Genomic DNA, 26405 nt, shown 5'->3' with positions numbered 1-26405 from the left:
GACGGCGCAGCGATCAGGCCGCCGCCTGCTCGAGAAGACCTTCTTCGCCCAGCGCTTTCTGGACGGCGGGCCGCTCGGCGATCCGGTTCTGGAAGCGCTTGACGTTCGGGTAGGGCTGCAGATCGATCGCGTGGCGCTTGGTCCAGCTGAGGACGGTGAACAGGTAGGCGTCCGCCACGCTGAAGCGCTCCGCGTGGAGGAACTCGTGGTCCGCGAAGTGCTCGTTGAGCCAGCCCAAGCGCTCCGCGAGCTTCGCGCGCGTCAGCTTGCGGGCTTCGTCCGGGAAGGCGGGGTTGAACAGGGGACTGAAGCCCTTGTGCAGCTCGGTCGACACGAAGGTCAGCCACTCGATCAAGCGGTAGCGTTCGATCGTTCCGGCCGCTGGAATGAGCCCCGCCTCTTCGCCCGCGCGGTCGCCCAGATACTGCAGGATGGCGGCGTTCTCAGTCAGCAGCGGCCCGTCGTCGAGCTTCAGCGCCGGGACGTAGCCCTTGGGGTTGATCGAGCGGAAGTCGTCGCCGTGCTCGGTCTTCTTGGCGGCCAGGTCGACCCTCTCCAAGTCCGCTGAAAGGTCCGCCTCGCGTATGACGATGTGGGGCGCGAGCGAACAGGCGCCTGGAGCGTAGTACAGCTTCATATCGTCCTCCTCTCATCGCCCTCAGCCGATGAAGGCGATGTAGGGCGGCGCAGCGGGGAGCCAAGCCGCATCCGAGACCGCCACCTTGAAGCTGCAGCGGAAGCTCGGGTCATGAGCTGCCCCGCCGCAGATGGCCGCTCTCTCTTCGTGAGGGGAGCCGAGCACCGCTGGCCCGCAGCGCCGCCGACCGGATAAGGTTCGTTCATGCTGATCCTCCCCCGGTTTGGTGGACACCCATGCTAGCTCTGAGGAGCTGGAGAGGAGTGTCAGATGAGTGGTGCGCGCCGGGTGTTTCCGGAGACGTTCAAGCGCGAGGCGGTCGACCGGGTGGCTGTGAGCGGCCTGTCGGTGGGCGCGGTGGCCCGGGAGCTGGGTCTGCACGAGACGGTGCTTCGACGATGGATGATGCAGTTCGGGGCGCAGGCGACGGGGGCGGCGAGGCGCTCCACCACGCAAGCGCCGGCCCCGTCGCCGTCTGACCTGGCCTCGGAGAACGCCCGGCTTCGGCGCGAGAACGAGCGGCTGCGGATGGAGCGCGACATCCTAAAAAAAGCCGCGCTCATCTTCGGATCGGCCTCCCGATGAAGTTCGGGTTCGTCGATGAGCATCGCAGCGTCTGGCCGGTTCGGGTGATGTGCGCGGTCCTGGGTCTGTCGGCCAGCGGTTACTACGCCTGGCGCTCCAGGCCAGAGAGCCGGCGCGCGGTCGCCAACCGCGCATTGCTGGACGACATCCGCCGGATCCACGCCGACAGCAGCGGGACCTATGGCTCGCCTCGGGTGCATGCCGTGCTCCGCGGCCACGGCCGCCGCGTCGGGCGCAGCCGCATCGAGCGGCTGATGCGCCGGGCCGGCATCCGGGGCCTGGCGGCTCTGCCGCGGCGCACGCGGACGACCGACAGTCGCCATGGCTATCCGATTGCGCCCAACCGGCTCGGCCGCAACTTCACCACCCAGGCGCCGAACCAGGTCTGGCTCGCCGACCTCACCTACATCCCCACCGGCGAGGGCTGGCTGTACCTCGCTACCGTGCTCGACCTCTTCACCCGCAAGATCGTCGGCTGGTGCATGCGGCCTTCGCTGCACGTCGAGATCGCCCTCGACGCGCTGCAGATGGCCATCGAGCGCCAGCGGCCGGCGCCCGGCCTGATCCACCACTCCGACCGCGGTATCCAGTACGCCGCCGAGGCCTACCGCTCGGCCCTGGCCCGCGCCGGCATCACGCCTTCAATGAGCCGCAAGGGCGATTGTTGGGACAACGCCCCGATGGAGAGCTTCTTCCACACCCTCAAGACCGAGCGCGTCCACCACCGGGTCTACGCCACCCGCGACCAGGCCCGACGAGACCTGTTCCAGTACATCGAGGGCTTCTACAATCCCCGCCGCCTGCACTCAGCCCTGGGCTACATCAGTCCAGCCGAGGCCGAGCGCAGAGCGGCTTAACCCCGTCCACTTTTTCGGGGGAGGATCAGCGCTCGGCGAGCAGCACGGCCTGCTCCACCTTCGCCTTGTCACGCGGCTTGTACGGCCGGGCCGGGATCACCGCGGTTCCGTAGTGCCGCGCCAGGTCCTGGTAGGTCCGGTTGATCTGCGGCTCGTAGCGGTCGCCGCGCGCCACGCCGGCCTTGAGGTTGTCGCAGACGATGGTCGCCGGCACGCCGCCGAGGAAGGCGAAGAGCCCGACATGACAACCGATCCAGTCCGCCAAGCCTTCGCTGGGCCGCGCCTCGGCGTAGACGTAGCTCGACGCCCCCATGGCCGCCACGAAGAGCTTCATCGGCCGGGCCTCGCCGGTCTCGGGATCGATCAGCTCGATCGGATCGCCGGCGTAGTCGACGAAGACCTTGTCGCCCGCCAGGTGCTTCTGGCGCATCGTCGGCGATCGCCGCGCCTTCCAGGCTTCATAGTGCTCGCAAAACCAGGCGTAGCCGTACCCATCGGGATGTTCGGCCCGATATTCCTGCCAGAGCAGAGATCGGGTCACGCCTTTGCGCCGCAGCTCTCGGTCCACGGCGGCCCAGTCCGGCTCGGCCCGCGGTGCCTTGCTTGGCGGCGGCCCGGGGAAAAGCCGCCGCTCAAGCACCGTGTCGTCCAAGTCCTCGGGCAGCGGCCAGCCCAGCCCGGCGACTTGAACCCGCTGCAGGTAGTCGCCCACAGCGCCTTTGCTGATCCCCAGCGACGTCGCGATCAGCCTGGTGCTCAGGCCGACCTCGAACCTCAGGCGCAACAACTCTCTTATCCGGCGCATCGACAATCTCTCGGTCGGCATCGGGCCCCCTCTGCTCAGCACAGGGGACCTTTAGCCCTCAGATTGTCGGCCGAACCGCGCTCACCCCCTCAGATCAGAGGGCGCCCATGATCCCGTGGAATCCGTGCCCACCTTCGCGTGGAATCCGCGCCCACCTTGCCGTGGAATTCGTGCCCGCGATCGCGTGGAATTCGCAGCCACGGCTCAACACGGTGACGATCTCGCCATCGCGCCACACTTCGAGGCGTGTGCAGGTGCGATGCTCCTGCAGCAGGGCTCTGGCGAACAGAACGGCGGTCTCATCGTCCAAGGCGGGGCGCAGGTCCATGACCGGCACGCCGCCATCGGCGCGAACTCCGAGAAAGGTGTAGCAGCGATCGCTGACTTCGCACGTCATCGGACCGTTATAGAGGCAAGCTGCAGGCCGGGTTGTCGGGCTGACTACACCTTTCCAGTGCGGATTGGGCAATGATGGACGACGCTCGCCGGCAGCCTGGGCCGTGCAACCATCGCCGCTGCCTAAAGTTAGTGGCATCTGCGCGTGTCACCCAGGCGACTGCACGTGGCGGCAAGAAGAGGTTCGCGATGGCCAGCACCCGCGCCTATGACAAGCCTCTCTCAGTCGAGGTCTTCGATGGAGAGGTCGTTATCCGAGCCGAAAACGGGCCTATGGGCGTTTCCTTGACGCCAAGCGCCGCGGCGCAGACGGCCCAGCAGCTCGCGGAGGCCGCGACCGTCGCTGAGCGTCACCGGTCCGCGAAGAGCGAAGATCCGGTTGGCGAAAAAGGGCGTGGCTGACGCGGCGCGGACGTCGTAATCGGTGTCGCCGCCGTTCGGGACGTTCTCGGAGAACGGCCATGTTGTCGGGAAGGCTACAGCCGACGCGGGTCGTACAGGCTAAGGGAACAGCTTTCTTCGCCCTTAGGCAGCCTCCCGCAATGCCCAAATCCAATGCCCTGCTGGCCAGGCTTGAGCCCGAATGCTTTGCCCAGGTGGAGCGTCGCCTCAAGCCATTGCAGCTCGAACGGGGTGACGTCGTGCAGCGGCCGGGCGAGGACGTTCAGGATGTTCTCTTCCCCCTTGATGCAGTTCTGGCATTGGGCTCGGAGACGATCGACGGCGAAAGCGTCAACGTCACCCTTCTTGGGCGGGAGGGTGCGCTTTGCGTGTTCGAAGCCTGCGGCAGCCGGCGGAGCTACACTCGCGCGGTCGTCCAGGTTCCGGGCCGCGCGCTGACACTGACGGCGTCCGCCTATCGCGATCTCTTTTCGCAGAGCGCCAATCTGCGGCGCTCCATTCACATGTATGTCGAGGTGCTTTTGGCTGAGGGGCGGCAGTCCACCGCATGCAACGCACTGCATTCAGTGGAGAACCGGCTCGCGCGGATCCTTTTGGACATGCGCGACAAGGCTCGCCGTGACCACCTGCCGGTCACGCAGGAGGCGCTTGCCCAGCTCCTGGGCGTGCAACGAACCACGATCGCGGCCTCAGTCTCCGCGCTGCAGAAACGACGTGTCATCAAGAGCGGTCGGGGCGTTGAGGTGCTCGACGCCGAGGGCCTCGCCGACGCCGCCTGCAGTTGCCGGGACACCCTGGCTTTTCTCTCCGCCGACATCCAGTCCGTTGCCGAGACGGTGTGCGAAGCGGAAGTGGTTGCGCGCGGCTGAGGCGAACATCTGGGCGGCTGGTCCTAAGCCGCTGTTCCTGTCGGGAATCCTACAGCTCTCCAGCACATCCACATGCTAGACGCGCCGTCGGAGGCGCGAGGGTGCTCGGGTACAGACTCTATTTTCTCAACGGGGCGGGTCACATCACCAGCAGCGACGAATTCATGGCTGCTGATGATGGCGCTGCCATCGAACTTGCCGAGCAGCGCCGCGAGGGGCATTCGGCGGAACTCTGGCGCGCGAAGAGCCGCGTGATCGTGTTCGAGGGGCGTCCCGCCCTCGGCCTCACGCCCTTTTCGAGGTAGCCACCGCGGGCTTTCTCCGGGTGGATCCGTTCCGGCGAACTTGCGGCGAGAGTGGATGGGGGAGGATGCTCTCCGTTCTTCGCGAGGCGTGCTAACGAGGACGGTGGGGCAGGGGCGAACCTCCAATGAATACACGGACATCGCTGCCACTGCGCCAGTCCCTTGAGGCGGTGCTCGAGGAGATGCCCGTCGGGGTGATCCTGGCGTCCGTCCCTTCCGGCGAACTCATCCTCTACAACCGCCGAGCCGAGGAGATCCTCGGCCACAGTGTCCTCGGCCGCGTCGCTGACGAGTACGACACCTATGGCGGCGTCCATCCCGACGGGCGCCCTTATTCGGCGGAAGAATACCCAACCGCGAGAGCGGTGCTTCATGGCGAGACGATCGCCGATCACCCGATGCGCTACCGGCGGCCCGACGGGACGTTCGTCGAGCTGCTGATCAGCGCCCGCCGGATCGAGACGGCGAACGGCCTGGTGGCGGTCTGCACCTTCGAGGATGTGTCCGAACTCCGCGGCGTCCAGGCCTCCTTGCAGGCGCTGAACGCCGAGCTTGAGCGGCGCGTGGCCGACGCGCTGGCCGAACGGAAGATCTTCGCCGACATTGTCGAGAGTACCGACGCCTTCATCCAGGCGGCGGACTTCGAGTTCCGCTGGCTGGCGATCAACGACGCGAGCGCCTCGGAGTTTGAGCGCATCTTTGGCGTCAGGCCGAAGGTGGGCGACTCAATGCTGGACGTCTTGAGGGACAAGCCCGAGCACCAGGCGGCAGTGCGCGAGGTTTGGGCCCGTGCTCTCGCAGGCGAGGAGTTCACCGAGATCGACGAGTTCGGCGACCCGTCGCTGGATCGTCGCTACTATGAGATGAACTTCAACACGTTACGGAACGACGCGGGCGAGGCGATCGGCGCATTTCAGGTCGTCTACGACGTCACGGACCGACTGCGTCGCCAGAACGAACTCGAACAGACTCAGGCGGCCCTCCGCCAAGCCCAGAAGCTCGAAGCGATGGGTCAGCTTACAGGCGGGGTGGCGCACGACTTCAACAACCTGCTCATGCCGATCCTGGGAGGGCTCGACATCCTCCAGCGCAGCAGCCGGCTTTCGCCGCGTGAAAGGAAGCTGCTCGACGGTGCGATCCAGTCGGCCGAGCGCGCCAAGGCGCTGGTCCAGCGACTGCTCGCGTTCGCGCGTCGTCAGCCGCTCCAAGCGGGACCCGTCGACGTGGCTGCGGCGATCCAGGCGATGGGCGAGCTCATCGGGTCGACCACGGGCCCTCAGATCAGCGTGTCCATCGATACCCCGCCCATCCTCCCGCCTGCCCACGTGGACGCGAACCAGCTGGAGATGGCGATCCTCAATCTTGCGGTCAACGCCCGGGACGCCATGCCGACCGGCGGAACCCTCCGCCTGTCGGCGACAGCCGAGTGGGTGGATGCAGGCCATCGCGCGGGCCTGGCGCCGGGGCATTATGTGTGTATTTCGGTGTCGGACACAGGGGAGGGGATGGACGAGGCCACCCGCGCGCGGGCGGTTGAGCCGTTCTTCTCCACCAAGGGGCTGGGCAGGGGCACCGGCCTTGGGCTTTCGATGGTTCACGGCCTGGTCGCGCAATGCGGCGGGGGGCTGCACATCAGCAGCCGGGTCGGCCTTGGGACCAACGTCGAGATGTTCTTGCCGGTCAGCCACGGGCAGAGGCAGCCGCCCCTCCCATCCGGGGAAACGCCCGTCGGGGCGGCGCACGGTCGGTTACTGCTCGTCGACGACGACGCGGGGGTGCGCGCCACCACGCGCAACATGCTCGAGATGCTCGGCTATGAGGTCCTCGAGGCTGCGTCAGGTCCCGAAGCCCTTGAGGTGATGGAAAGCCACACATCCGTCCACGCATTGGTCACGGATCACCTGATGCCTGACATGACCGGCGACGCGCTCTCGCGGATTGTCCGACGGCGCTGGCCGAGCACCGGCGTGCTTATCGTTTCCGGCTACGCCGAGGCTGAAGGGCTCGCCCCCGATCTGGCCCATCTCGCCAAGCCATTCCGGATCGACGAGCTTGCTAGGGCGCTCCGCGCGGTGTCATCGGTGCACCCTTGCAAAGGCTAAGCGTGGCTTCGATCGTCTGCGGCGACCTTCGCCCGGTTCGAGCGTGGAATCTCGCGCCGAGCTGCCGATCAGCCGCTCCATCCATAAGGGCCGCAGCCTGTGTGGCTGCCAACTGCGGCTGTGACGGCGTGGGGTCGTCCGGTCGCTGCTCGCCGTTCAAAGGCGCCCTTCGTCGAGGAGTTCGCGCGTGCGCTTCAGCGTAGAGAGCAGAGCCGCCTTGTAGCCCTGGTCGCTGTCGAACTGGGCCTGCTCGGCCTGCTCCTCCGCCCCGCCTGGATCTTTGCCGCGCAGGCCGAGGTAACAATAGAAGCGGAGTTGCAGAGCGCCGGCCCCGTCCTCGTACAGCTCGTTGATGATCGCGCCCTCCCGCGGCCCCGTCGCCTGGAAGAAGGTCACCTTGCTCTGCGGCTCGAGGTTGATGATCTCCCGCAGCTCGGCGCCGCCGATGGTCGCCTCGCGAACGCAGTGGGTGTCGCTTTCCTCGTCATTCGGGTCAATCCGGATCCCGACGACAGCCTCATCGGCTGTCCCGCTCTGGACCCTCTACCCGACCCGCCGGCTGCTAAGCGCTCGGGTCTCCGCCTTTCTCGACTGTCTGAAATCCGCGTTCCCGAACGGCACGCCGGACGAGCTCGCCGCCTATATCGGCGAGTAAAAGGCGTGTATAATCTCCTAGTGTCGGTGCCGGAGTCCTAATCGCGCCTAATATATCTTATCGGAAATTGCCAAGCAATATCAGCAACATAGAGCGAGACAGAAATACCCTCTTCTTGAATGACGCGCCAGACGCTTGGCGAGAGCGGATCGATCCGGCCGCCTCGGGGCCAGGCTCCTCGCGAAGTTCGTTGGCCGCGGTCTGACGTGCGCGAATAAGCGGCTTGATCCTCTAGCGGCTTGAGGTCGTAGGCTTCCCGGCCTTCGGAGGCCGAACCTGATGGCCGAGAGCATCCTGCTCGATACGCGCAGAGCCGCCAAAGCCGATCGGGCGGGCATTGAACGCCGCCAGCGCGCCCGCCTCGCCGACATGGTCGCGTTTGCGCGCCAGCATTCGCCCTACTACCGCGATCTTCCGGACCGCATCGAAGATCCGTGCGGCCTCCCGGTCACTGATAAGAAGACGCTGATGGAGCGCTTCGACGACTGGTGCACAGACCGCGCGGTAACGCTCGAAGCCGTGGAGGCCGTCGTCGACGACCCGGCTCGGATCGGTGAGCGGTTCCTGGGAAAGTACACGCTCTACACCACGTCGGGCACGACCGGTCGGCGCGGGATATTCCTGGCCGACGATCGCACGATGGCGGTCGTGACCGCGATGATGCTCCGCTGGATCGGTGGCTGGCTGAGTCCCGGCGATATCCTCAGGATCATCGCGCGGCGCGGGCGGACTGCGATGGTCATGGCGACGGGCGGCCACTTCGCCTCGGCGGTCGCCGCCGCCCGCCTCAAAAAACGGCAGGGGAAGCGCCTCGAGGTGCTTTCGGCCCACATGCCGATGACTGAACTGGTCGATCGTCTGAACCGTTTCCAGCCGGCGATGCTTGCGCCCTATGCCAGCATCGCCGCTATGCTCGCCAACGAGCAGGAGGCCGGCCGGCTCGCCATCCATCCCGTGCTCCTGGCGCTTTCGGCCGAGGGCCTGCCACAGGCCGAATACGGCCGGATCGCCCGGGCGTTCGACGCCAAGGTGGGCAACAGCTACGCCGCCTCGGAATGCGTGTTCATGAGCGCGATGTGCGGCGAAGGCTGGCTGCACGTCAATGCGGACTGGGTGGTGTTCGAGCCCGTCGATGCGAACCATCAACCCGTCGCGCCAGGCGAGCCGTCGCACACGGTCCTGATCAGCAACCTCGCCAACCGCGTGCAGCCTATCCTGCGCTACGACCTCGGCGACAGCGTGGTGCAGCGGCCCGACCCCTGCCCATGCGGGAACCCCCTGCCCGCAATCCGCGTGCAAGGGCGCTCCGCCGACGTTCTCACCTTCCGCACACCGCGCGGCGAGGTCAGAATTGCGCCGCTGGCGCTCAGTCAGCCGATCGAAGCTGTCCGCGGGATCACGCTCTTCCAGATCGCGCAAACCGCGCCGGAAACGCTCGAATTGCGCCTGCAAGTCGCGTCGACGGCGAACGAGGACGCGGTCTGGCGCGAGGCCGAGACTGGCCTGCGCAAGGTGCTTGCCGCGCACGGGCTCGAACAGGTCGCGCTCGAGCGCGGCGGCGACCCGCCGGAGCAGGGGCATGGCGGCAAGTTTCGCGAGGTTATCCCGCTCGCGGACTGATCCCTGGCGGGCTCGGACAGCTACTCACCCTGCCTGAGCCGCCGCGCTACGACGACCCGTCCATAGGCGCCGACGTTGGCCGGGCGAGGAGTTGGTGAGCTGTGGCCGAACCGGCCTTTCCCGCTCTCGCGCGCAGGCTTGATCTCGGTCAAGGCGGCCGTTGCCGCGCGGCGCAGGATTGTATGGAGCCGGCGAGGTGGGCTCCCCGGACATCCCGAGCGGAGGTGTACTCAAATGCGTCTATCGACAACCGCATACGCCTTCGCGGCGACGGTGGCGGCCTTCGGCCTGGCTGGCGGCGCCCTGGCGCAGCCCGGACCGGGCATGATGAACCACATGAGCGGCCATCCCATGATGATGCATCGCGGCATGATGATGGGGAACGGGAACTGGTGCGGCGGCTGCGGCTACATGGGTCCCGGCTGGTCCTCGCAGCGTTCGAACCTGAATCTCAGCGCCGCCGACGTCAGGGCGTACATGGAGCGCTACCTCCAGTACGAGGGCAACCCGCGGGTGAAGCTGGGTTCCGTGAAGGAGACGGACGCCAACACGATCACCGCCGACGTCGTGACCACGGAGGGCGCGGCGCTCGTCCAGCGCTACGTGTTCGACCGTCAGACCGGCGCCTTCCGGCCCGGCTAGGAGATCGAAGTGGCCTACTACTTCGCGACGACCCTGCCCGTCGCCTTTGAGGAAGCCGTGCAGCGCGCGACCGACGCCCTGAAGGCGGAGGGGTTCGGCGTGATCACGCAGATCGATGTCCGGGCGACCTTCAAGGACAAGCTGGGCGTCGATTTCCGCGACCACCGCATCCTCGGCGCGTGCAACCCAGCCATGGCGCATGAGGCCCTTCAGCTGGAAGACAAGGTCGGCGCGATGCTGCCGTGCCACGTCGTCGTGCAGGCGCTCGGTCCTCGGAGGACGGAGGTGGCTGCGAATTCCACGCGATCGCGGGCACGAATTCCACGGCAAGGTGGGCGCGGATTCCACGCGAAGGTGGGCACGGATTCCACGGGATCATGGGCGCCCTCTGATCTGAGGGGGTGAGCGCGGTTCGGCCGACAATCTGAGGGCTAAAGGTCCCCTGTGCTGAGCAGAGGGGGCCCGATGCCGACCGAGAGATTGTCGATGCGCCGGATAAGAGAGTTGTTGCGCCTGAGGTTCGAGGTCGGCCTGAGCACCAGGCTGATCGCGACGTCGCTGGGGATCAGCAAAGGCGCTGTGGGCGACTACCTGCAGCGGGTTCAAGTCGCCGGGCTGGGCTGGCCGCTGCCCGAGGACTTGGACGACACGGTGCTTGAGCGGCGGCTTTTCCCCGGGCCGCCGCCAAGCAAGGCACCGCGGGCCGAGCCGGACTGGGCCGCCGTGGACCGAGAGCTGCGGCGCAAAGGCGTGACCCGATCTCTGCTCTGGCAGGAATATCGGGCCGAACATCCCGATGGGTACGGCTACGCCTGGTTTTGCGAGCACTATGAAGCCTGGAAGGCGCGGCGATCGCCGACGATGCGCCAGAAGCACCTGGCGGGCGACAAGGTCTTCGTCGACTACGCCGGCGATCCGATCGAGCTGATCGATCCCGAGACCGGCGAGGCCCGGCCGATGAAGCTCTTCGTGGCGGCCATGGGGGCGTCGAGCTACGTCTACGCCGAGGCGCGGCCCAGCGAAGGCTTGGCGGACTGGATCGGTTGTCATGTCGGGCTCTTCGCCTTCCTCGGCGGCGTGCCGGCGACCATCGTCTGCGACAACCTCAAGGCCGGCGTGGCGCGCGGCGACCGCTACGAGCCGCAGATCAACCGGACCTACCAGGACCTGGCGCGGCACTACGGAACCGCGGTGATCCCGGCCCGGCCGTACAAGCCGCGTGACAAGGCGAAGGTGGAGCAGGCCGTGCTGCTCGCCGAGCGCTGGATCCTGGCGCGGCTGCGCAACCTACGCTTCTTCAGCCTGGTCGAGCTGAACGCGGCGATCGCCGAGCTCGTCGCAGAGCTCAATGCCCGGGTGATGCGCGCCTACGGCGCGAGCCGCGCGGAGCTCTTCGCGGCGGTGGATGTCCCGGCGCTGAAGCCGCTGCCGGCCGAGCCCTACGCCTTCGCCGAATGGAAGATCTGCCGGGTGGCGCTCGACTACCATGTCGAGATCGACGGCTCCTGGTACTCCGTCCCCTATCGGCTGATCCGCGAGCAGGTGGACGTGCGGGCCAGCGAGCGCACGGTGGAGATCTTCCACAAGGGCCAACGCGTCGCCAGCCACGCCCGATCTCCCGGACGTCGCGGACACACGACGATCCCCGAGCACATGCCCAGCTCGCATCGGCGCCACGCGGAATGGACGCCGGCGCGGCTGATGGCGAGCGCCGGGAAGATCGGTCCCGCCGCGGCGGCGCTGATCTCCGCCATCATGGCCGAGCGGCCGCATCCCGAGCAGGGCTTCCGCAGCTGCATGGGCATCCTCGCGCTGGAGAAGACCTATGGCCGCGCCCGGCTCGAGGCGGCCTGCCAGCGCGCCGCCCAGATCAAGGCGCGCTCGGCGAGCTCCGTCCGCTCGATCCTCCAGACTGGCCTCGACCGCGGCTTCCTCGAGCCCGAGCCGGATCACGAGCCCCTGCGCCACGGCAACATCCGCGGCCGCAACTACTTCCACTGATCCTCAAACCAGGAGACCCAATGCTCGCCCATCCCACCCATGAGCGCCTGATCGCGCTCGGCCTCACCGGCATGGCCAAGGCCTTCGAAGAGCAGCGCGCCGCGCCCGATCTCGCCGCGCTCAGCTTCGAGGAACGCGTCGGCATCATGGCCGACCGCGAGGCGGCCGAGCGCGACACCAAGCGGCTCACAGCCCGGCTGAAGTTTGCTGCGCTCCGGCAGGACGCCTGCGTCGAGGACATCGACCTGCGTACGCCGCGCGGGCTGGACCGCGCGCTCGTCGCACGCCTGGCGGCCGGCGACTGGATCCACCGCCATCAGAACTGCCTGATCACCGGGCCCTGCGGCGTCGGCAAGAGCTGGATCGCCTGCGCGCTTGGCCACAAGGCCTGTCGTGACGGACGCTCCGTCTTCTACCAGCGCGTCCCGCGGCTCTTCGAAGCGCTGGCGCTCGCCCGCGGCGACGGCCGCCACGCCCGGCTGCTCAAAACCCTCAGCCGCGTCGATCTGCTGATCCTCGATGACTGGGGCCTGGCCGTGCTTACCGCCAACCAGCGCATCGATCTGCTCGAGATCCTCGAGGACCGGCAGGGCCGCGGCTCGACGATCGTCACCAGCCAGATCCCCGTCGACCAATGGCACGACGTGATCGGCGACCCGACCCTGGCCGACGCCATCCTCGACCGGCTGGTGCACAACGCTCACCGGCTGACCCTCGCCGGCGACAGCATGCGACGGCTCTCCGGCCACCGCGAGCTTGACGCTCAGACCAACGCCTGACTCCATGCCCACGTCGGCCGACTGCGCCGCCCACGATCACGTGGAATAGGCGCCCGCCATCGCGTGGAATGAGCGCCCACGATCACTGGAATGCGCAAGGTGGCGGCGATCGATCCGGTCGCGTCGATGCAGGCCATCGACAATCCGCAGCTGAAGCTGGCCGCGGCCCAGGTGCAGGCGCGGCTGAAGCGGGTCGTCGAAGGCCTCAGCGCCGCCTGTCCCCTCCTGGAGCAGGAGCTCGATCGGGAGCTTGCGGATGGCGGCCCGGCGGGCGATCCGCCCTCGCTCACCGAACCCGCCGGCGGGGCCCGCGACTGCTGCGGACCCGCCCCCTAGGCCGCCGTGATCGCCTCGAAGGAAGCGCAGGAAGTGGCTCAACGCGTGGCGAGGACGGCCATGTCCGATGCCATGTCGAGGAGAACCCATCCATAGGCGCCGACCGCCGGAAGCGCCGTCGTGGCGATGCCGAACGCGCGGCCGCCCGCACCACGCGGATAGCCGCGCAGGAAGGTCGCGCGCCCGAGGCTGAACAGGATCACGGTCGCGACAATATAGGCCAGCGCGGCCTCGCCGCCGACGGTGGCCAGCGCGAGCATGCCGACGCTCGTGATGAACGCCTGTTCGAGGGTGTTCTGCAGGAAGGCCTTCGGCACCGCCAGGCGCCGGCTCGGCGGTCCGTAGGCCGAACCGGCGTTGTCCTCGGCGGACCTGAACCGCACCTTGGCCACCATCCGCACGCCCAGCACGACCCAGAGCGCAATCACGAGGTCGGCCCTCAGCGCGAAGGCGAGACGCTCGTCGAGGGCTTCCGGAAAGGTGAAGATCCTGGGCAAGCCGAGGCTCGCGAACACGAGAGTGGGCGCGCAGACGGCGAAGGCCAGGAGAGCCTGCCGGACGACGGCCCCCTGCTCCTTCGGGAGATCAACATGCGGCGGCGCGAGCGGCTGTGTCATCTCCTTGGCCTCCTTGGACGCGCCCACAGCCGGTAGGTGTCCCCGAAGACCTCGGGATGCTGGAGCTCGTGGCGGTGCAGAGCCTCCAGGTCGCGAAGCGCCCCCCGTCGCGGGTTTTCCGTGAGGTATCGCGCCTCGTCCGCCGCATGGCCGAACCGCACGCCGAGAAACTCGAGGCCGGCGGCGCTCAGCAGCTCGCCGATCTGAGGGAGCGTGAAGCGATGCTCGTGGACGTGGAACAGCAGGTCCCGACAGTCGGAGAGCGTCCAGAAGTCGGAGGCCGGGCTCATGACCCGTTCCAGGGCCGGCGGCGCGCCGTCCAGCATGAGGTCCCGCCGCAGGGCGCGGATTCCATCCGCGTCATCACGGTAGCCGGAAGCCGCGATGTGGGCGCGCGCCGCGGTCACCGCCCGCCGGCCGATCTCGCTGTAGAGGCCGACGAAGAGGAACCCGTCGGGTCTGAGCAACGTGCCGAGGACCTGCAATCCCGTCGCCGGCTCGGCCATGTGATGCAGCACCCCGAAGCTGTCGATCAGGTCGAAGCGCTCCCCGAGCGACGGCAGGTCGAGGATGTCGGCTTGCAGGTGTTCCATTTCGGTGAGCCCGTAAGCGCGCGCCTTGCGCATGGCGTAGCCGAGACTGGCGGCGCTGAGGTCGATCGCCAGGATCGAGGCGCCGCGGTAGGTGGTCGCCACGCGCATGGTCTCGAGGCCCGTGCCGCAGCCGGCGACCAGCACGCGGGGGCGGGCGAGATCCGGGATCTCCCCGGCCGGCAGGTCTGGCAAGGCGCTCTGGATCGCCCTTCGGAAGGGCAGCGGCTCGCCGAAGCTGCAGCGGGTCCAGCGCGGGTAAGGGTTCTGCTCGTACTGTTGCTGGACGGTGCGCGAGATGGCGTCGGTCGGGGGTTTGAGAATCTGCAGCTTCGCGCGCAGTGCGGCTTCCTCCGCCGGCTCGCTGAGCTGCTCGCGAAGGAGGTCTGCGAGCGCCGGCAGGGCGGCGCTCTGGAGACGCGCAGCGAGCGGCGTTGTGGCCAGCGGGCGATAGGCCGCGACAATCGCGATTTTGGTGAGATCGCCGCCCTGCTCTCCGATATCGTCACGATCGAGGGCCGTGATCAGATTGGCCACACGGGCCTGCTCGTCCGACGCGGCGAACAGGACATATTCATTGAGGAACGCCTGCCGGGCCAGCGCGGCGGCGAGGCCCAGCTCCTCCTCCAGGACTCCGGGGTCCGCCTCGGCAAGATCGAGAAGATCGCTTCGTAGCTGCACGAGCGGCAGCTCGATCGCGACATCCGGGATCGGCGCGCCCGTCAGGAGGGTTCGGAAGAGCGGATCTTGCACGAGCCGCGTGGCGGTCGCGGCCTCGCGCTCCAGCGTCTGCGCAGTCTCACGCGGAGCCCCCACGATCGACTCCAGCAGCCGATCGATCTGCGGCTCCTGCCGCAACACCGCAATGGCCGCCGTCGCCAGGTTACGGGGATTGACGTCCGGCCGGTCGAACAGCTGCAGCAGGATGTTTCGGAAGCGGGCCGTCGCGGGCGCCACCCGCGTGTGTCGAAGCGCGCCGGCCAGTCGCCGCCAGGCCTCGGCGTCCCCCGGCGCTGCTTCGACGGCTTGGGCAAGCAGGGCCAGCCCATCCGGGCCTTGACCGAGCTGCAGGCGCGCCAGCCCGAGGTTCGCCAGCAGGATCGCCCGCAGGGGATGGCCCGCCGGCGCGGCCTTGCAGCCGGCTTCGAAGCGCTCCGCAGCCGCGGCGGCGTCGCCCTTCTGGAGGCGCAACAGGCCCAGACCGTTGAGCGCGGCCAACATTGCGGGCGCTCGTTCCAGAGCGGCGCGGTAGCAGCGCTCCGCCTGCGTCCCCTGCCCCATCAGACGGTAAGCGTCGCCGCCAGAGGCATGGGCCTCGGCGAAGTCGGGTTTCAGAGCCGCGGCCTGTAGGAAGAACTTCGCCGCCGCCTCGTAGGCCTGCAGCCGGCGATGAGCTTCGCCCAGATTGAATTGGATGAACGGGTTCTTCGGCTGGCCGCCTGCCGCCTGTTGAAACCATGCGATCGCCTCGGCCGAGCGCCCGGTGTTCATGGCGACGGTGCCGAGGACGTTCAGCGCCGAGGGGTCCAGCGGCTGGGCCGCAAGAACCTTTCGGGCATAGAGCTCGGCCTCGGTCCATCGACCGGCGTTCGCGTGCGCGACCGCCTGCTGCAAGTCGGCCAGGACCTGTGGTGGCGGACCGTCTGGCGCCCGGGCCCGCACTGGAGGCGAAAGCCGTCTCATCCGACGTTCACGCGGCGCTCAGCGACCGCGCTTCCCGCAGGTCCGTGCGGGCGTCGCGAATGATCGACCAGGCGGACTGGAGGAAGAGCCCCGAAATGATCACCGCCACCACGAGATCGGGCCAAGCGGTCCTGGTCCAGAACACGAGGCCAGCGGCGATCACGACGGCGAGGTTGCCCAGGGCGTCGTTGCGCGAGAAGAGCCAGACGGCGCGAACATTGGCGTCGCCGGCGCGGTGTGGGATCAAGATGAGCGCCGCTGCGACATTGGCCACGAGCGCGATGACCCCAAACACGCCCATGAGCTCGGCTTCCGGCTGGTTCAGGACGAGGACGCGGTAGGCCGTGTTCAGGAGCACGCCCACGCCCAGCGCCGCCAGGAAGAGACCTTGGATCAACGCCGAGCGGGCCCGCCAGACGAGCGACCAGCCGATCGCCAGCAGACCTAAGAACGTGATCAGTCCGTCACCCATGAAATCGAGGGCGTCGGCCTTCAGCGCCTGGGAACGGGCGACAAACCCCGCGACGATCTCCACCAAGCCGTAGCCGACGTTGATCAGCACCACGATCCAGAGGGCCCGCCGGTAGGCCGGCGTGATGTGGCTGAGGTCCTTTGGAAGCTCATCCGGGTCGGCCGTCGCCGGACTTCCTTCGCGATCAAGATGGTAGCCGAGCTCCGTCACCGTCGCCTCCACCGCCGGCGAGCGCCTGGCCGCGTCATCGACCTTCACGGTCATCATCGAAGAGGCGATGGAGACACGCGCCTCTTCCACACCCGGCAACTTGGTAACGGCGGCCTGGATCTTTTCGGCGCAGCTCGAACAGTCCATGCCGGTGACCCGGTAACGGAGCGTCCCTGCGGCCGCCGTCGTACTCGACATGCGAATTCTCCTGACCGGGGCACCCTACTTGATCTAGCGGCTAGAGGATCAAGCCGTTGCGGCGCGTTTTTTCGCAGGCTCGCGGAGGCGCCTCTTGATCCTCTAGCGGCTTGAGCATGCATCCTGTTGTTGAGACCTATTCGCAGTCGCGCTCAGGACGCTTCGATGCTGGCGCTCGCTCGCCTCTTCCTTGCGGTCGCCCTGCTGGCGGTCGCGAATCTTCCCCAGGCCGCCCGGGCCCGAGACGCCACCCCCTCGCCGGAGGTGGCTTGGCGCCTGCTGGACTATATCGCCGTGGATTACCCCGGCGCCGTCTCCAAAGGCCGGATCATCAGCGAGGCCGAGTATGCGGAGATGCGGGAATTCTCCGCCTCCGTGCGCAGCCGCATCGGCGGCCTGCCGGCAAGTTCGGCGAAACCGCAGCTCCTTACGGAGGCCAACGCGCTCATCGCATCGGTGGATCAGCGCGCGGAGCCTGCGGACGTGGCGCGACAGGCCCGGACCCTCGCAACCGATCTACTCAAGGCCTACCCCGTGCCGCTGGCGCCGCAGCAGGCGCCGGACCTCGCCCGGGGGGCGGCCCTCTATGCCGAGCAGTGCGCGTCTTGTCACGGCGCCGGCGGTAAGTGTGACGGTCCGAACGCCAAAGGGCTGGAGCCGCCGCCGATCGCCTTCACCGACCTGGCGCGCGCCAGGGAACGCAGCCTCTTTGGTCTCTACCAGGTGATCGGTCAGGGGCTCGACGGCACGGCGATGGCGAGCTTCGCCCATCTGTCGTCCGAAGACCGCTGGGCCCTCGCCTACTATGTGGGGAGCCTCGCCTATTCGCGAGAGGCCGAGCGGGCCGGCGAGCAGGCTTGGCGCGCCGGGCCACAGATGCGAGGCGTCGTGCCCGATCTGCAGGCGCTCACCCAGACCACCCCCGCGGCGCTCGCCGCTCGCGTGGGCGAGCCGCAAGCGAACCAGCTCATGGCCTATCTGCGCCGTCATCCGGAGGCTGTGGCGACCCAGTCAGCCGGCGGTCTGGATGTCGCGCGCCAAAAGCTCGCCCAGAGCCTTGCGGCCTACCGGGCTGGCGATCGCAAGCGGGCGGAGGAGCTGGCGCTGTCGGCCTATCTCGACGGCTTTGAGCCTGTCGAACCTCTGCTGCGCGCGCGCGACGGCGCGCTGATGGCCAAGGTCGAGGGCGCCATGGGCGAGCTGCGGGCGAGCCTTAACCGCGGGGCGCCGCCGGCCGAGGTGGCCGCGTAGGTCCGCGGGCTCGAGGCCTTGTTCGATGAGGCCGCTCGCGCGCTCGCGCCGGAGCAGGCCAGCGCCGCCTCGAGCTTCCTGGGCGCCTTCACCATTCTGCTGCGCGAAGGCGTCGAGGCGCTGCTGATCGTGATCGCCATGATCGCCTTCCTGCGGAAGGCCGAGCGCCAGGACGTGCTTGCCTATGTGCATGGTGGCTGGATCACGGCGCTCGTGGCGGGCGGGCTCACCTGGGCGGCCGCGACCTACCTGATCTCGATCAGCGGGGCGAGCCGTGAGCTCACCGAGGGGTTCGGCTCGCTGGTCTCGGCAGTCGTGCTGATCTCGGTGGGCGTCTGGATGCACGGGAAGGCGCAAGCCGGCGCCTGGCAGGCCTACATTCGCGACAAGCTGTCGGCGGCGCTCTCGAAGCGGTCGGCCTGGTTCCTGTTCCTGCTGGCCTTCATCGTTGTCTACCGGGAGGTCTTCGAGACCATCCTCTTCTACGCCGCCCTCTGGAGCCAAGGTGGTCAGCTCGCCATGCTGTCGGGCGCCGCTCTGGCCGTGGCCAGCCTGGCGGTGATCGCCTGGGCGCTCCTAACCTACAGCAAACGCCTGCCCGTCGCGCAGTTCTTCTCCTACAGCTCGATCCTGATCGCGGTGCTGGCTGTCGTGCTCACCGGCAAGGGCGTCGCGGGGCTGCAGGAGGCGGGGATGCTGGACGTGCGGCCCCTGGCCGCCCTGCCCCGCATCGAGGTGCTCGGTGTCTTCCCGACCTGGGAAGGGCTCATGGCCCAGCTCCTGACGCTGACGGCGGTAGTGGTTGGGTTCTGGGCGGCGGGCCGGCGCGCCCAGGCTGCGGCCCGCCTGCGGGTCGATCCTTGATGATCGAGCGCAAGGAGCAGGGCTGGCGGCCGAGTCCTCAGACCCGCGACTTGAATGGGGCGGCTGATCGGAGCCCGCCTTAGCCAACCGCCACGTTCAAGCCGGGCCTCGGGTGATCGCGTAGCTTCCTCCCTGCTACAGGTCGAGGGAGCTTTCATGCTTAGGGTTTTGCGGGCGGCGTACGCCCCGCGTTCATGTTCGGGTTCATCGGCGCCGCGCTGGCGCTCGTTGCGAGCGGCCTGCCCTTGGCTTGGCTCGCCGCACTTCTGGGCGCCGCCAGCGACAGCCGCGCCCGGGTGGACGACATCTGGCGGCCTATGACGCTGAGCCGAACAACTTGAGCAGGAGCACAAAGACAAGCGCGGCGGCCGGTAGGATCGCGAGCCGGATCCAGGGGTTCAGGTGCCTGAGGTGTTTCATTTGTCGCCCTGTTGACCGCGAGCGGGCACCACCTGCGGCCTCCGCCATCCGAACGTCACGATCGCGGTTCCGTCGGCGTCGCCTGGCGTTGGTCGCGATCGCGGGCGTCAATCGTCTCCATACCCGGCGACGGCTTCGGCGTCGGGCTTGGACTTTCGCCGGGAGCGCCCCACATCGGGCCGGGTCGACTTGCGGGGCCCATCTTTCCGCAGGCGCTGAGCGCCAGGGCGACGGCCAGAAGGCAGGCGGCCTGGAGCGGCTTGCGTCGTAGGTGGTTCATTCGCATCTCCGTTGCCGAACGATTGGGGGCGGTCGGGCCGCGCGGCCCGCTGTCGTGAACGGTCATGGCCGAGGCCGCGGGACGACGTTGGCCGATGGGCTTGGATCGGCGACGTCAGGGGCGCGGACCTCAGGTCCCGCGACCATCCGCGGCGAGAACGGCCTGAGGTCGGCGATCTGCTGGCTCTCGAGACGGAAGCGGACCTTGTCGCCGGGCGCCACGCCGGCGAGGAGCGACGACTTGGCGACGCCGAACGGCTTCGTCCCACCCGGCCAATTCAGGCTCTCGATCGGCTCATAGGCGATGGTGACCCGCCCCGCCTCTACATCAAGGGTCTGTACGACCCCGACCGCCACTACATCGCTCATCTTGAAGGGGGCCTGTGGCGGGGGCGGCGGACTGCGCACGTGCGTCGACGGACGACTCGGCGCCCGGGAGACCGGCGGTGGGCGCCCCTGGCCGGGGCGACCATTTGTACCGCGGCCGTATTGGGCGAGGGCCGGCGTCGCCGCCATGAGCGCCACCAGCAGGAGGGGGGCGACCGAGTGCCGAGTGGGCGCCGCGATCGACGGCATCGGGAGGCGGATCATGACGTCGCCGCGGGCCGCCGGATGAGCGGCTCTAGGTTCTGCTGGACCGCGCGGGCGTCGAAGGCGCGCGGATCGCCGGCTGGCTTCAAGCCCCGCCGCAGCAGGATTTCCGCCGTGGCGGTGAACCGCTCGACGGTGCGGACATCGAGCCCACTGGCCCACCCCGGATAGAGGCCCCCGCCGGGACCGAAGCCGTGCAACCCCGCATGTCCGAACCCGTGGCGTCCGCCGTGCCCCAGTCCGTGGCCGAACCCATGGCCCCAGCCTCCGAAGGCCGAAACGCCCCCGTAGCCGCTGACGGCGGAGGCGTAGGCCTTGCGGTCTGTGGCCCGGTCGGCGAGCTCGAACCAGTCATACCCGCGCGCGAGGGTGAGCTCTGCGGCTCGATAGAGCAGTCCCACCTCCACGGTCTCGCGGGAGGTAAGGGTGTTGCCGGCAAAGGAGACGCGGAGACGGTCGGGCTCCACCTGGGTGTCCGTGTAGCCGCCGCTCACTGGCCCACGGCTGACCTGCGGCTGATAGGGGGTGACCGTGGCGCAGCTCGCGAGCAGCGCGGCGCCGGCCACAAGCGACAGAAGTCGAAGAGGGTGTGTCATGTTGCATCTCCGCGCTGGCGCGGAGCTCCTGTGGAGGGGGACTGAGGACGGGCGAGTGTCAGTCGAAGACATCGAAGATGCTCCGACGGCGGCCATGCTTGCCGTAGCCGCCGCCATGACCGCCGCCGTGGCTGTCGCGGCCCCGGTCGTGATCGCCATGGCCGCCACGACGCGAGTCATACCGCTCCGGCGGGGGCTGTCGCGCCACCGGCGCCACGTCGGCCTCGGCGCGGGCGTCGGCTAGGAGCTTCTCAAGCTCGCCGCGATCCAGCCAGACGCCCCGGCAGGTGGGGCACATGTCGAACTGAACGCCATCGCGGGCGATGACCTCCATCGCGGCGTTGTCGTTGGGACACATCATCAAGGGCATGGAGCCTCCAGGCGCCGAGGCGCGTTGCACGGGTTGGGGGATGTCACCGCCGGGTCTCCGCAGCGTCGGCGGGGTCGCGCTGGGCGAACTTTTTGATGGGCTTGAGGCCGCGCATGGTGAGGAAGGCGGCGAGGGCCAGGATGGCGGCGATGTCGAACAGGCCATAGCCCACCGCCGCGCCGATCGCGCCCGTCACCCATAGGCCCGCCGCCGTGGCGGTGCCGTCCGCATGGCCGCGGTACTTCAGGATCGCTCCGCCACCGATGAAACCGACGCCGGTGATCAGGCCCTCCATGACCCGGCCTTGGGCCTCGCTCTCGCGCCCCAGCACGCTGACCGCCACGATCACGAAGCCGCAGGCCGCCATGGCCACCAGCGGAAAAGTCCGCAGCCCGGCACTGCGTTCGTGACGTTCGTTGTAGAGGCCGATCGGCAGGGCCAGGAGGAAAGCCAGGCCCAGATCGGCCAAGTGGCGCACGACCGCGCCCGGATCGGCGAGGCCCCAGGCGGAGAGCCAATCAACCATGGGCGGACCGCCGGTCAGACCTTTGCGGGGGCGGTTTCACTTGGACTGCAGCAGGCGCATGGTGCTCTGCTCCATCGCGTGGGAGGTGTCGATGACGTTGAGGTTGGCCTCGTAGGCGCGCTGCGCCGCCTTGAAGTCGAGGGACTCGACTAGGGTCTCGACATTCGAGAGCGTCACGTAGCCGCTCGGATCTGCGGCCGGATGGCCCGGGCTATACTCCTTCTTGAACGCCGTCGGATCGGGTTCGGTCCGGACCAGCTGGACGCTCACGGACCCATCCTCCAGCTTGAGCGGCGCGAAGATCGGCATCTGGCGTCGGTAGGGGTCGCCGCCCGGGGTGGCAGCGGTGGTCTGAGAGTTCGCGATATTCTCCGCGATAATCCGCATCCGCGCCTGCTGGGCGCGGAGCGCCATCGCCGCGATCGCCATCGGACCGCCTTCACCAAGCTTGGTCATGAGCAACTCCTGGGGTGTCGTCCTCTCGGACTCGGCTGAAATGGGAGGTTGGGGGCGCCGCCGGTAATGACGCGCCACCGTCGGGTGATCGGCGGGGCGCATTCGGGACGGGGACCGGCCCGCCCGCCGCCGGCAAAGCCCTCTCGAGGCGGGCTGCTTGCAGTTGACTCCTCCTCCGCGGGCCAGGGTCACCCGTTGCGAAAGGAGGCCTAATGGTGTGCGCCGGCTTGGGCGGCTTTCGCCGTCATGCCGGCGCGTCCGGTCGCCTCCGTGATGGGTGGGGGGCGACGACCGGAACCGACATTCGAGCTGGGCCCCTCGAACGGAAGGAGGACGGGGAAAAGGGTAACGCCGGCGTGGCGTCGGGAGTGACACGCCGGCGCACCCAGCCAGGCCTGGCGAATAGGCAACGACCTGGTTGGACTGCGCTGCGCCGCCCGGTGGAGTTCGGGAGCGGAGAATGGTTCGATGCACGACGCAGCGCCGCACACCCAAGGGTGGGCGGCACGAGAAGCGACCGCGCGACACGGCCTGCGGCGACTGTCGGGGCACAGCTTTGACATCCCTCTGCGAACAAGACCAAGGCGACGCCCGAAGGGGCGCTCAGGCTTGGCTCAGGCGCGAGGGGGACGCTCCAGGCGGTCAGGCTCGACCGGCGGCGGCGGCAGGGCGAATTCTGAGCGCCAGCGCAAGGGCTGACGCGCCACCGTCTCGGCGACCTGCATGTCGGCCGGCATCGGGGCCATGTGGCCCGCGCAGCCGCCGCAGGTCCGGGCGGGCGCCGTGATCGGGGCCCCGACATCGTCCGGTCCGCCGACGGGCGGAGCTTGGACCGAGGTTTGCAGCCCCGCCCCCTGCGTCTGTTCGACACCGACGTCAGCCGCCGGCGGGCCGGCATGCGCCAGCGGGCCACAGGAGAGGCAGGTGCCCAGCAGGCAGAGCGCGAAGACCGGTGTGAGCAGAAGCCGCAGCCACCCGTTCGCCGTCGGGCGCGACGACCGGTGCGTCCGCCAATGCGGAGCTCCTCGCGTCGTGACCGAAGCTTCGAACATGGTGGGATAGTGCCTGCATTCTCGCGCTTCGGGAAGCACGATCGAGTCGCCAACCCGCGCAGCGGGGCGGACCGAAGCGCCCCGATCACTACGTTGGCGAGCGGCCGTTGAATCTCCGGTCCGAAGTAGCCTTGCGATCAGGACCCCGGCCGCGCCTGAGCCGCCGGCACATTGGCTACGATACCGGCCTCGTTGCCCGAACTGGCCGGCGACCGCGACGAGGGGGAAGTCCGACGACGCGATGCTCCGCGCAGCCAAAGGCCAGGACGGCCACCCGCGACGTTACGCCAGCAGAAGGAGAGTTGGTCGTGCTGAAATCTAGACGCGCGGATCGTCCTGATGCTCGCCGGACTGGCAAGCGTCGTCCTGGCGGGCTGCTCGACGTGCGGCGCCGGCAGCTACGGTTCGCATGGCCGTTCCTATCCCAGCTACGGGTACAGCACGCCTTACAGCTATGTCGAGGGTCGCTACGCGACGCCTCGCGCCTACGATCGCGCCTACGATCGCGGCTACGGGTTCCGCGGCTATTCCAGGAGCCCAACGGCTTTGGCCACCTGGGCGGGCGGTGGCACTAGGCTGACCAAGCCGGCGGCGCGGGCTTCAAGGCATAGAAGGCCCCGCGAACCCGCGTGACCCGCTCAGACCGCGTGAGCGTAAACCGCTCCCCGTCCAAAATCGCGGGGATCGGCCGGCTGGAGGCGATCTCCAGGCTCTCCAAGTGCGCGAGCGTGACGGTCTCATCGGCTCGCCAGCCGCGAAACGCGGACATCACCGCCAGACGGATCGCGTCCCCCGCGCCATCGACATCGATGGCTGCGGCTTCAAGCAGCACCTCCCCGTCAGTCTCCGGCGGCGGCAACGGACAGAGCACCACAACCGCTTCGGCCTTCGAGGCGGACTTTCCCTCGAATCGGTATCTGAGTTCGGCTCCCAGCGCCTGCTTGAGGGCCGCGACCCCCTGTTCCCACGCGGCGGGCAGATCGCCATCCCGGATAGCCTCGCGGGCTTCGGCGAAGAGGGATGCGCCGCCGAACACGCCTGCGACGTAAAAGCGGTGGCCCCCCACCTGCCCGCCATGCACGGCTTGCACGATCGGCGCGGCGAGGGTGTCGGTCAGCGCTTCTCGCCAGGTACGGGCGCCGTAGAGCGCCTTGGGGAGCATGTTCATGGTCCCGCCCGGCAGTGGCATGAGCAGAGGGCCTTCGGCCTCGCACCGCTGGGCGGCCGCCCGTATGGTGCCGTCGCCGCCCAGAACGACCATTACGTCCAACCCACTTTCCGTCGCCTGGTCCAAAGCTCGATCCACCCCCTTGCCGACGACATCCCAGACTTGCACCGGCTCGACCTCGGCCGTCTCCAGGACGCTGAGGACGGCGCCGCGGGTGGAGCTGTCGCAGCTGCCACTCGAGGTGTTCAGAAGGACGCCGATCCGGAGCGAACGCAGGTCGAGGTCTGACGGCATTATGGGTCGCGATGAGACGGCGCCAGGCGGTATTTGACCTGTCAGCGCCTAGGACGGAGAGGACCTCGGTCGCAACGGCCACGGCCGAAGCGGGTTGCCGATTTTGTGCTCCGCCAGTCGTCAAAAACGCGGCGGGGGAAGCCTCGGCGTCGGCGGTGACCGCCGCCATGCCCCCTCCCCGCCGTGACGATGGTCCGATGACCTCCGCCGGGTCCGGGCGATAGGCGCCGTCCGACAGCTCCCCGTCACCAGCAGACGCCTGGCGGTCCCGTTGGGGGTCGTATGGGGGTCCATAGGCGGCGGCGCGCTCGTACTCCTTGGAGACGCTCCGCCCGCGCGGGCGGAGCGTCCCGGATCAAGCCAAACGACTTAGTGGTGGCGATCGTAACGGCCCCGGGGGGCGACATGATGGCGGTCCCGGCGAACGTGCCGGTCGTTGCGGTAGCTATAGTTGTGGGCGCGCGCGCCGTAGTGCCCGCCGTTGTAGGCTGGACCCCCATAGGCATAGCCACGACTCGTATAGGGCTGAGCGTAGCCGTATGGCGCGCCGTAGCCGCGATCGTCATAGGCTTGGCCGCGGTAGGGCTGCTGCGGGCCGTAATAGGGCTGCTGATCGTAGTAGCCTTGCTGACCGCCGTAGCCGTAGGGCTGCGCCATGGCGGCCGAGGCTCCGAGGACCGAAAGCGCCGCCGCGGCGGCAATGAGGTACTTCATGGGAACCACTCCTCTGCCGCGGGGCGAAGGCCCGCGGCGATCAGGCATCATGGACTTTGGGCCTGAACCTCTGGAGAACGCTGTGCGTCACCTCCCGTTCATCTAGCCGGATCTGAGGACTGCAGGAGGTACGACACTCAAGCATTTGGGAGATCGCCGCCAACATCTTCAACTTGAGCCTCGCCGACCTCCTCGCATACCTCGTGCGGTGAGAGATTCTGCCCGAGATAGCCTGAGGTCAGTGGCGCATTGGGGCTGCCCCGGGCAGGCCTACCGTCGCCGACCCCTCTTCGGCGGCGGGAGGTTTCGGGGCGCTCTGGATTTCCCGGCCCTCGGGGGCTTCGGCTTCGGCGCGGCCGGGGCTGCCAAGCGGTGGCGCACATCGTTGACGAAGGTTTCGAAGGGACGCTTCAACAGCCGCTGCAGCCGCCCCTCGATCACGCGACTCAAGAAGCTCTGAGCCTCAATTCCGTGGCGCAGCCGGCTGCCGTCCCCGTCGCGCTCCAGCTCGAAGCTGAGTTCGTAGCGTATAAGGCCGGGCCCCACCCGAAAGACAGCGCCAGGCTACGCCCCGGCGTCAGGCGCGTAACCTCGCACGGGAGCGCAAGCCGGCGGATCGGTCCGGCCGGGCGAGCGAGCGGAACGACATAGTCGACGGGCGCGTGGGGCTTCAGCTTGCCGGACAGCGCCAGGGCGCGTGTCCACAAGGGGTAGTTCTCGAAGCAGATGAGCAGCGCCCAAACCCGCTCCGGCGGCACGGCGACATGCGCCTCGGCGTGCATTCCCGGCATCGCTTAGCGCATCCCCGATGAGCATAGCCGTCCGGCGCCGACCACGCGGCGACGGGTCGTCTCGCGAGCGGCGCGCCCCGTCGTGAGGAAGAACATGCCCATCAAAGAGCAGACGCGCCGCCTGCGGGCAAGGCTCGGCGCCGCCTCCGGGTTTCCGATGTCGGCCGGAGTCTTCGCTCGTGGTTCGGACCGATGGAGGCGCCGACGTCGGCGCGTGTAGCAGGGACGTTTGGATCACATCACCGCCACTATTGAGGCCCAGTGGTTTTAGG

The 26405-nt window shown here is 68.3% G+C and carries 26 protein-coding genes and 3 pseudogenes; 13 read left to right on the top strand and 16 right to left on the bottom strand.

Features of this window, described 5'->3' with window-relative positions:
• Positions 1-13 precede the first annotated feature (13 nt).
• Positions 14-637, bottom strand: coding sequence for a glutathione transferase GstA (gene gstA / locus PHZ_RS21105; RefSeq protein ID WP_012520523.1), 624 nt, complete (start codon positions 635-637; stop codon positions 14-16).
• A gap of 270 nt (positions 638-907) precedes the next feature.
• Between gstA and PHZ_RS21095 the strand changes: the two genes are divergently transcribed.
• Positions 908-2079 (top strand): IS3 family transposase gene (locus PHZ_RS21095; RefSeq protein WP_086004007.1). Its coding sequence is split into 2 segments (ribosomal slippage): positions 908-1181 and positions 1181-2079, totalling 1173 coding nucleotides; the frame shifts between segments, so codons are not numbered across the junction.
• Positions 2080-2107: 28 nt separating this feature from the next.
• Here PHZ_RS21095 and istA (PHZ_RS21090) read toward each other — a convergent pair.
• A pseudogene (gene istA, locus PHZ_RS21090) lies at positions 2108-2905 on the bottom strand (IS21 family transposase); the annotation flags it as partial.
• A 73-nt stretch (positions 2906-2978) separates the two neighbouring features.
• Complete coding sequence (locus tag PHZ_RS21085) at positions 2979-3281, bottom strand: hypothetical protein (RefSeq protein ID WP_148217053.1); 303 nt, start codon at positions 3279-3281, stop codon at positions 2979-2981.
• 188 nt (positions 3282-3469) lie between these two features.
• Between PHZ_RS21085 and PHZ_RS21080 the strand changes: the two genes are divergently transcribed.
• The 4 genes from PHZ_RS21080 to PHZ_RS21065 all read left to right on the top strand — a co-directional run bounded on the left by PHZ_RS21080 (position 3470) and on the right by PHZ_RS21065 (position 6958).
• On the top strand, positions 3470-3682 hold the full coding sequence (locus PHZ_RS21080; RefSeq protein ID WP_041374523.1) for a hypothetical protein: 213 nt from the start codon (positions 3470-3472) through the stop codon (positions 3680-3682).
• A gap of 140 nt (positions 3683-3822) precedes the next feature.
• Positions 3823-4551: a Crp/Fnr family transcriptional regulator gene (locus PHZ_RS21075; protein ID WP_049758531.1), complete on the top strand. Its 729-nt coding sequence runs from the start codon at positions 3823-3825 to the stop codon at positions 4549-4551.
• A 101-nt stretch (positions 4552-4652) separates the two neighbouring features.
• A complete protein-coding gene (locus PHZ_RS21070) occupies positions 4653-4856 on the top strand; it encodes a hypothetical protein (RefSeq protein WP_041374522.1) in 204 nt (67 codons plus the stop codon).
• 170 nt (positions 4857-5026) lie between these two features.
• The gene (locus PHZ_RS21065) at positions 5027-6958 is read left to right on the top strand and encodes a hybrid sensor histidine kinase/response regulator (RefSeq protein ID WP_236611935.1); all 1932 of its coding nucleotides are present in this window, start codon (positions 5027-5029) and stop codon (positions 6956-6958) included.
• A 156-nt stretch (positions 6959-7114) separates the two neighbouring features.
• Here the strand turns inward: PHZ_RS21065 and PHZ_RS21060 are convergent.
• Positions 7115-7441 (bottom strand): annotated as a pseudogene (locus PHZ_RS21060) (AtaL-like protein); the annotation flags it as partial.
• A 451-nt stretch (positions 7442-7892) separates the two neighbouring features.
• Here PHZ_RS21060 and PHZ_RS21050 point away from each other — a divergent pair.
• The 6 genes from PHZ_RS21050 (at position 7893) to PHZ_RS21025 (ending at position 12991) form a co-directional block, all read left to right on the top strand.
• Complete coding sequence (locus PHZ_RS21050) at positions 7893-9233, top strand: phenylacetate--CoA ligase family protein (protein WP_012520517.1); 1341 nt, start codon at positions 7893-7895, stop codon at positions 9231-9233.
• 234 nt (positions 9234-9467) lie between these two features.
• A complete protein-coding gene (locus PHZ_RS21045) occupies positions 9468-9875 on the top strand; it encodes a hypothetical protein (protein ID WP_041374521.1) in 408 nt (135 codons plus the stop codon).
• 9 nt (positions 9876-9884) lie between these two features.
• Complete coding sequence (locus tag PHZ_RS21040) at positions 9885-10280, top strand: DUF302 domain-containing protein (protein WP_049758529.1); 396 nt, start codon at positions 9885-9887, stop codon at positions 10278-10280.
• Positions 10281-10340: 60 nt separating this feature from the next.
• Complete coding sequence (istA, locus tag PHZ_RS21035) at positions 10341-11876, top strand: IS21 family transposase (protein ID WP_012520261.1); 1536 nt, start codon at positions 10341-10343, stop codon at positions 11874-11876.
• A 20-nt stretch (positions 11877-11896) separates the two neighbouring features.
• Positions 11897-12655: an IS21-like element helper ATPase IstB gene (gene istB, locus PHZ_RS21030; protein ID WP_012520515.1), complete on the top strand. Its 759-nt coding sequence runs from the start codon at positions 11897-11899 to the stop codon at positions 12653-12655.
• Positions 12656-12745: 90 nt separating this feature from the next.
• Positions 12746-12991, top strand: coding sequence for a hypothetical protein (locus PHZ_RS21025; protein ID WP_041374520.1), 246 nt, complete (start codon positions 12746-12748; stop codon positions 12989-12991).
• Positions 12992-13029: 38 nt separating this feature from the next.
• Here PHZ_RS21025 and PHZ_RS21020 read toward each other — a convergent pair whose 3' ends face one another.
• From PHZ_RS21020 to PHZ_RS21010, 3 genes are all read right to left on the bottom strand, one after another.
• Positions 13030-13608: a hypothetical protein gene (locus PHZ_RS21020; RefSeq protein WP_012520514.1), complete on the bottom strand. Its 579-nt coding sequence runs from the start codon at positions 13606-13608 to the stop codon at positions 13030-13032.
• Entirely contained in the window at positions 13605-15812 is a 2208-nt protein-coding gene (locus tag PHZ_RS21015; RefSeq protein ID WP_041374519.1) for a class I SAM-dependent methyltransferase, read from the bottom strand. Before PHZ_RS21015 ends, PHZ_RS21020 begins: the two co-directional genes overlap by 4 nt.
• Positions 15813-15888: 76 nt before the next feature.
• Complete coding sequence (locus PHZ_RS21010; protein ID WP_012520512.1) at positions 15889-16761, bottom strand: cation transporter; 873 nt, start codon at positions 16759-16761, stop codon at positions 15889-15891.
• 165 nt (positions 16762-16926) lie between these two features.
• Between PHZ_RS21010 and PHZ_RS21005 the strand changes: the two are divergent.
• Positions 16927-18876: pseudogene (locus PHZ_RS21005) on the top strand (FTR1 family protein).
• Positions 18877-19070: 194 nt separating this feature from the next.
• Positions 19071-19217: a hypothetical protein gene (locus tag PHZ_RS23340; protein WP_012520511.1), complete on the top strand. Its 147-nt coding sequence runs from the start codon at positions 19071-19073 to the stop codon at positions 19215-19217.
• A gap of 421 nt (positions 19218-19638) precedes the next feature.
• Here the strand turns inward: PHZ_RS23340 and PHZ_RS23335 are convergent, their stop codons facing one another.
• From PHZ_RS23335 to PHZ_RS23880, 9 genes are all read right to left on the bottom strand, one after another.
• Entirely contained in the window at positions 19639-19944 is a 306-nt protein-coding gene (locus PHZ_RS23335) for a copper-binding protein (RefSeq protein WP_187149127.1), read from the bottom strand.
• Positions 19945-20162: 218 nt separating this feature from the next.
• A complete protein-coding gene (locus PHZ_RS20995) occupies positions 20163-20762 on the bottom strand; it encodes a CC0125/CC1285 family lipoprotein (RefSeq protein WP_041374518.1) in 600 nt (199 codons plus the stop codon).
• Positions 20763-20820: 58 nt separating this feature from the next.
• Entirely contained in the window at positions 20821-21132 is a 312-nt protein-coding gene (locus PHZ_RS20990; RefSeq protein WP_041374517.1) for a TFIIB-type zinc ribbon-containing protein, read from the bottom strand.
• A 43-nt stretch (positions 21133-21175) separates the two neighbouring features.
• On the bottom strand, positions 21176-21658 hold the full coding sequence (locus tag PHZ_RS20985) for an MgtC/SapB family protein (protein ID WP_012520508.1): 483 nt from the start codon (positions 21656-21658) through the stop codon (positions 21176-21178).
• 36 nt (positions 21659-21694) lie between these two features.
• Complete coding sequence (flgC, locus tag PHZ_RS20980) at positions 21695-22114, bottom strand: flagellar basal body rod protein FlgC (RefSeq protein ID WP_148217051.1); 420 nt, start codon at positions 22112-22114, stop codon at positions 21695-21697.
• Positions 22115-22728: 614 nt separating this feature from the next.
• On the bottom strand, positions 22729-22860 hold the full coding sequence (locus PHZ_RS23820) for a hypothetical protein (protein WP_269079176.1): 132 nt from the start codon (positions 22858-22860) through the stop codon (positions 22729-22731).
• A gap of 877 nt (positions 22861-23737) precedes the next feature.
• Positions 23738-24628, bottom strand: a complete 891-nt coding sequence (locus PHZ_RS20975) for a diacylglycerol/lipid kinase family protein (protein WP_049758527.1) — start codon at positions 24626-24628, stop codon at positions 23738-23740.
• A gap of 369 nt (positions 24629-24997) precedes the next feature.
• Complete coding sequence (locus PHZ_RS20970; RefSeq protein WP_012520505.1) at positions 24998-25342, bottom strand: lipoprotein; 345 nt, start codon at positions 25340-25342, stop codon at positions 24998-25000.
• A 446-nt stretch (positions 25343-25788) separates the two neighbouring features.
• On the bottom strand, positions 25789-26124 hold the full coding sequence (locus tag PHZ_RS23880) for an SRPBCC family protein (RefSeq protein WP_187149126.1): 336 nt from the start codon (positions 26122-26124) through the stop codon (positions 25789-25791).
• Positions 26125-26405: the final 281 nt, after the last annotated feature.

Origin of the sequence: Phenylobacterium zucineum HLK1, from assembly GCF_000017265.1 — a bacterium.
Lineage (GTDB): Bacteria > Pseudomonadota > Alphaproteobacteria > Caulobacterales > Caulobacteraceae > Phenylobacterium > Phenylobacterium zucineum.
The sequence above is the reverse complement of the archived record's forward strand: the minus strand, read 5'-3'. Positions and strand labels throughout refer to the sequence as shown.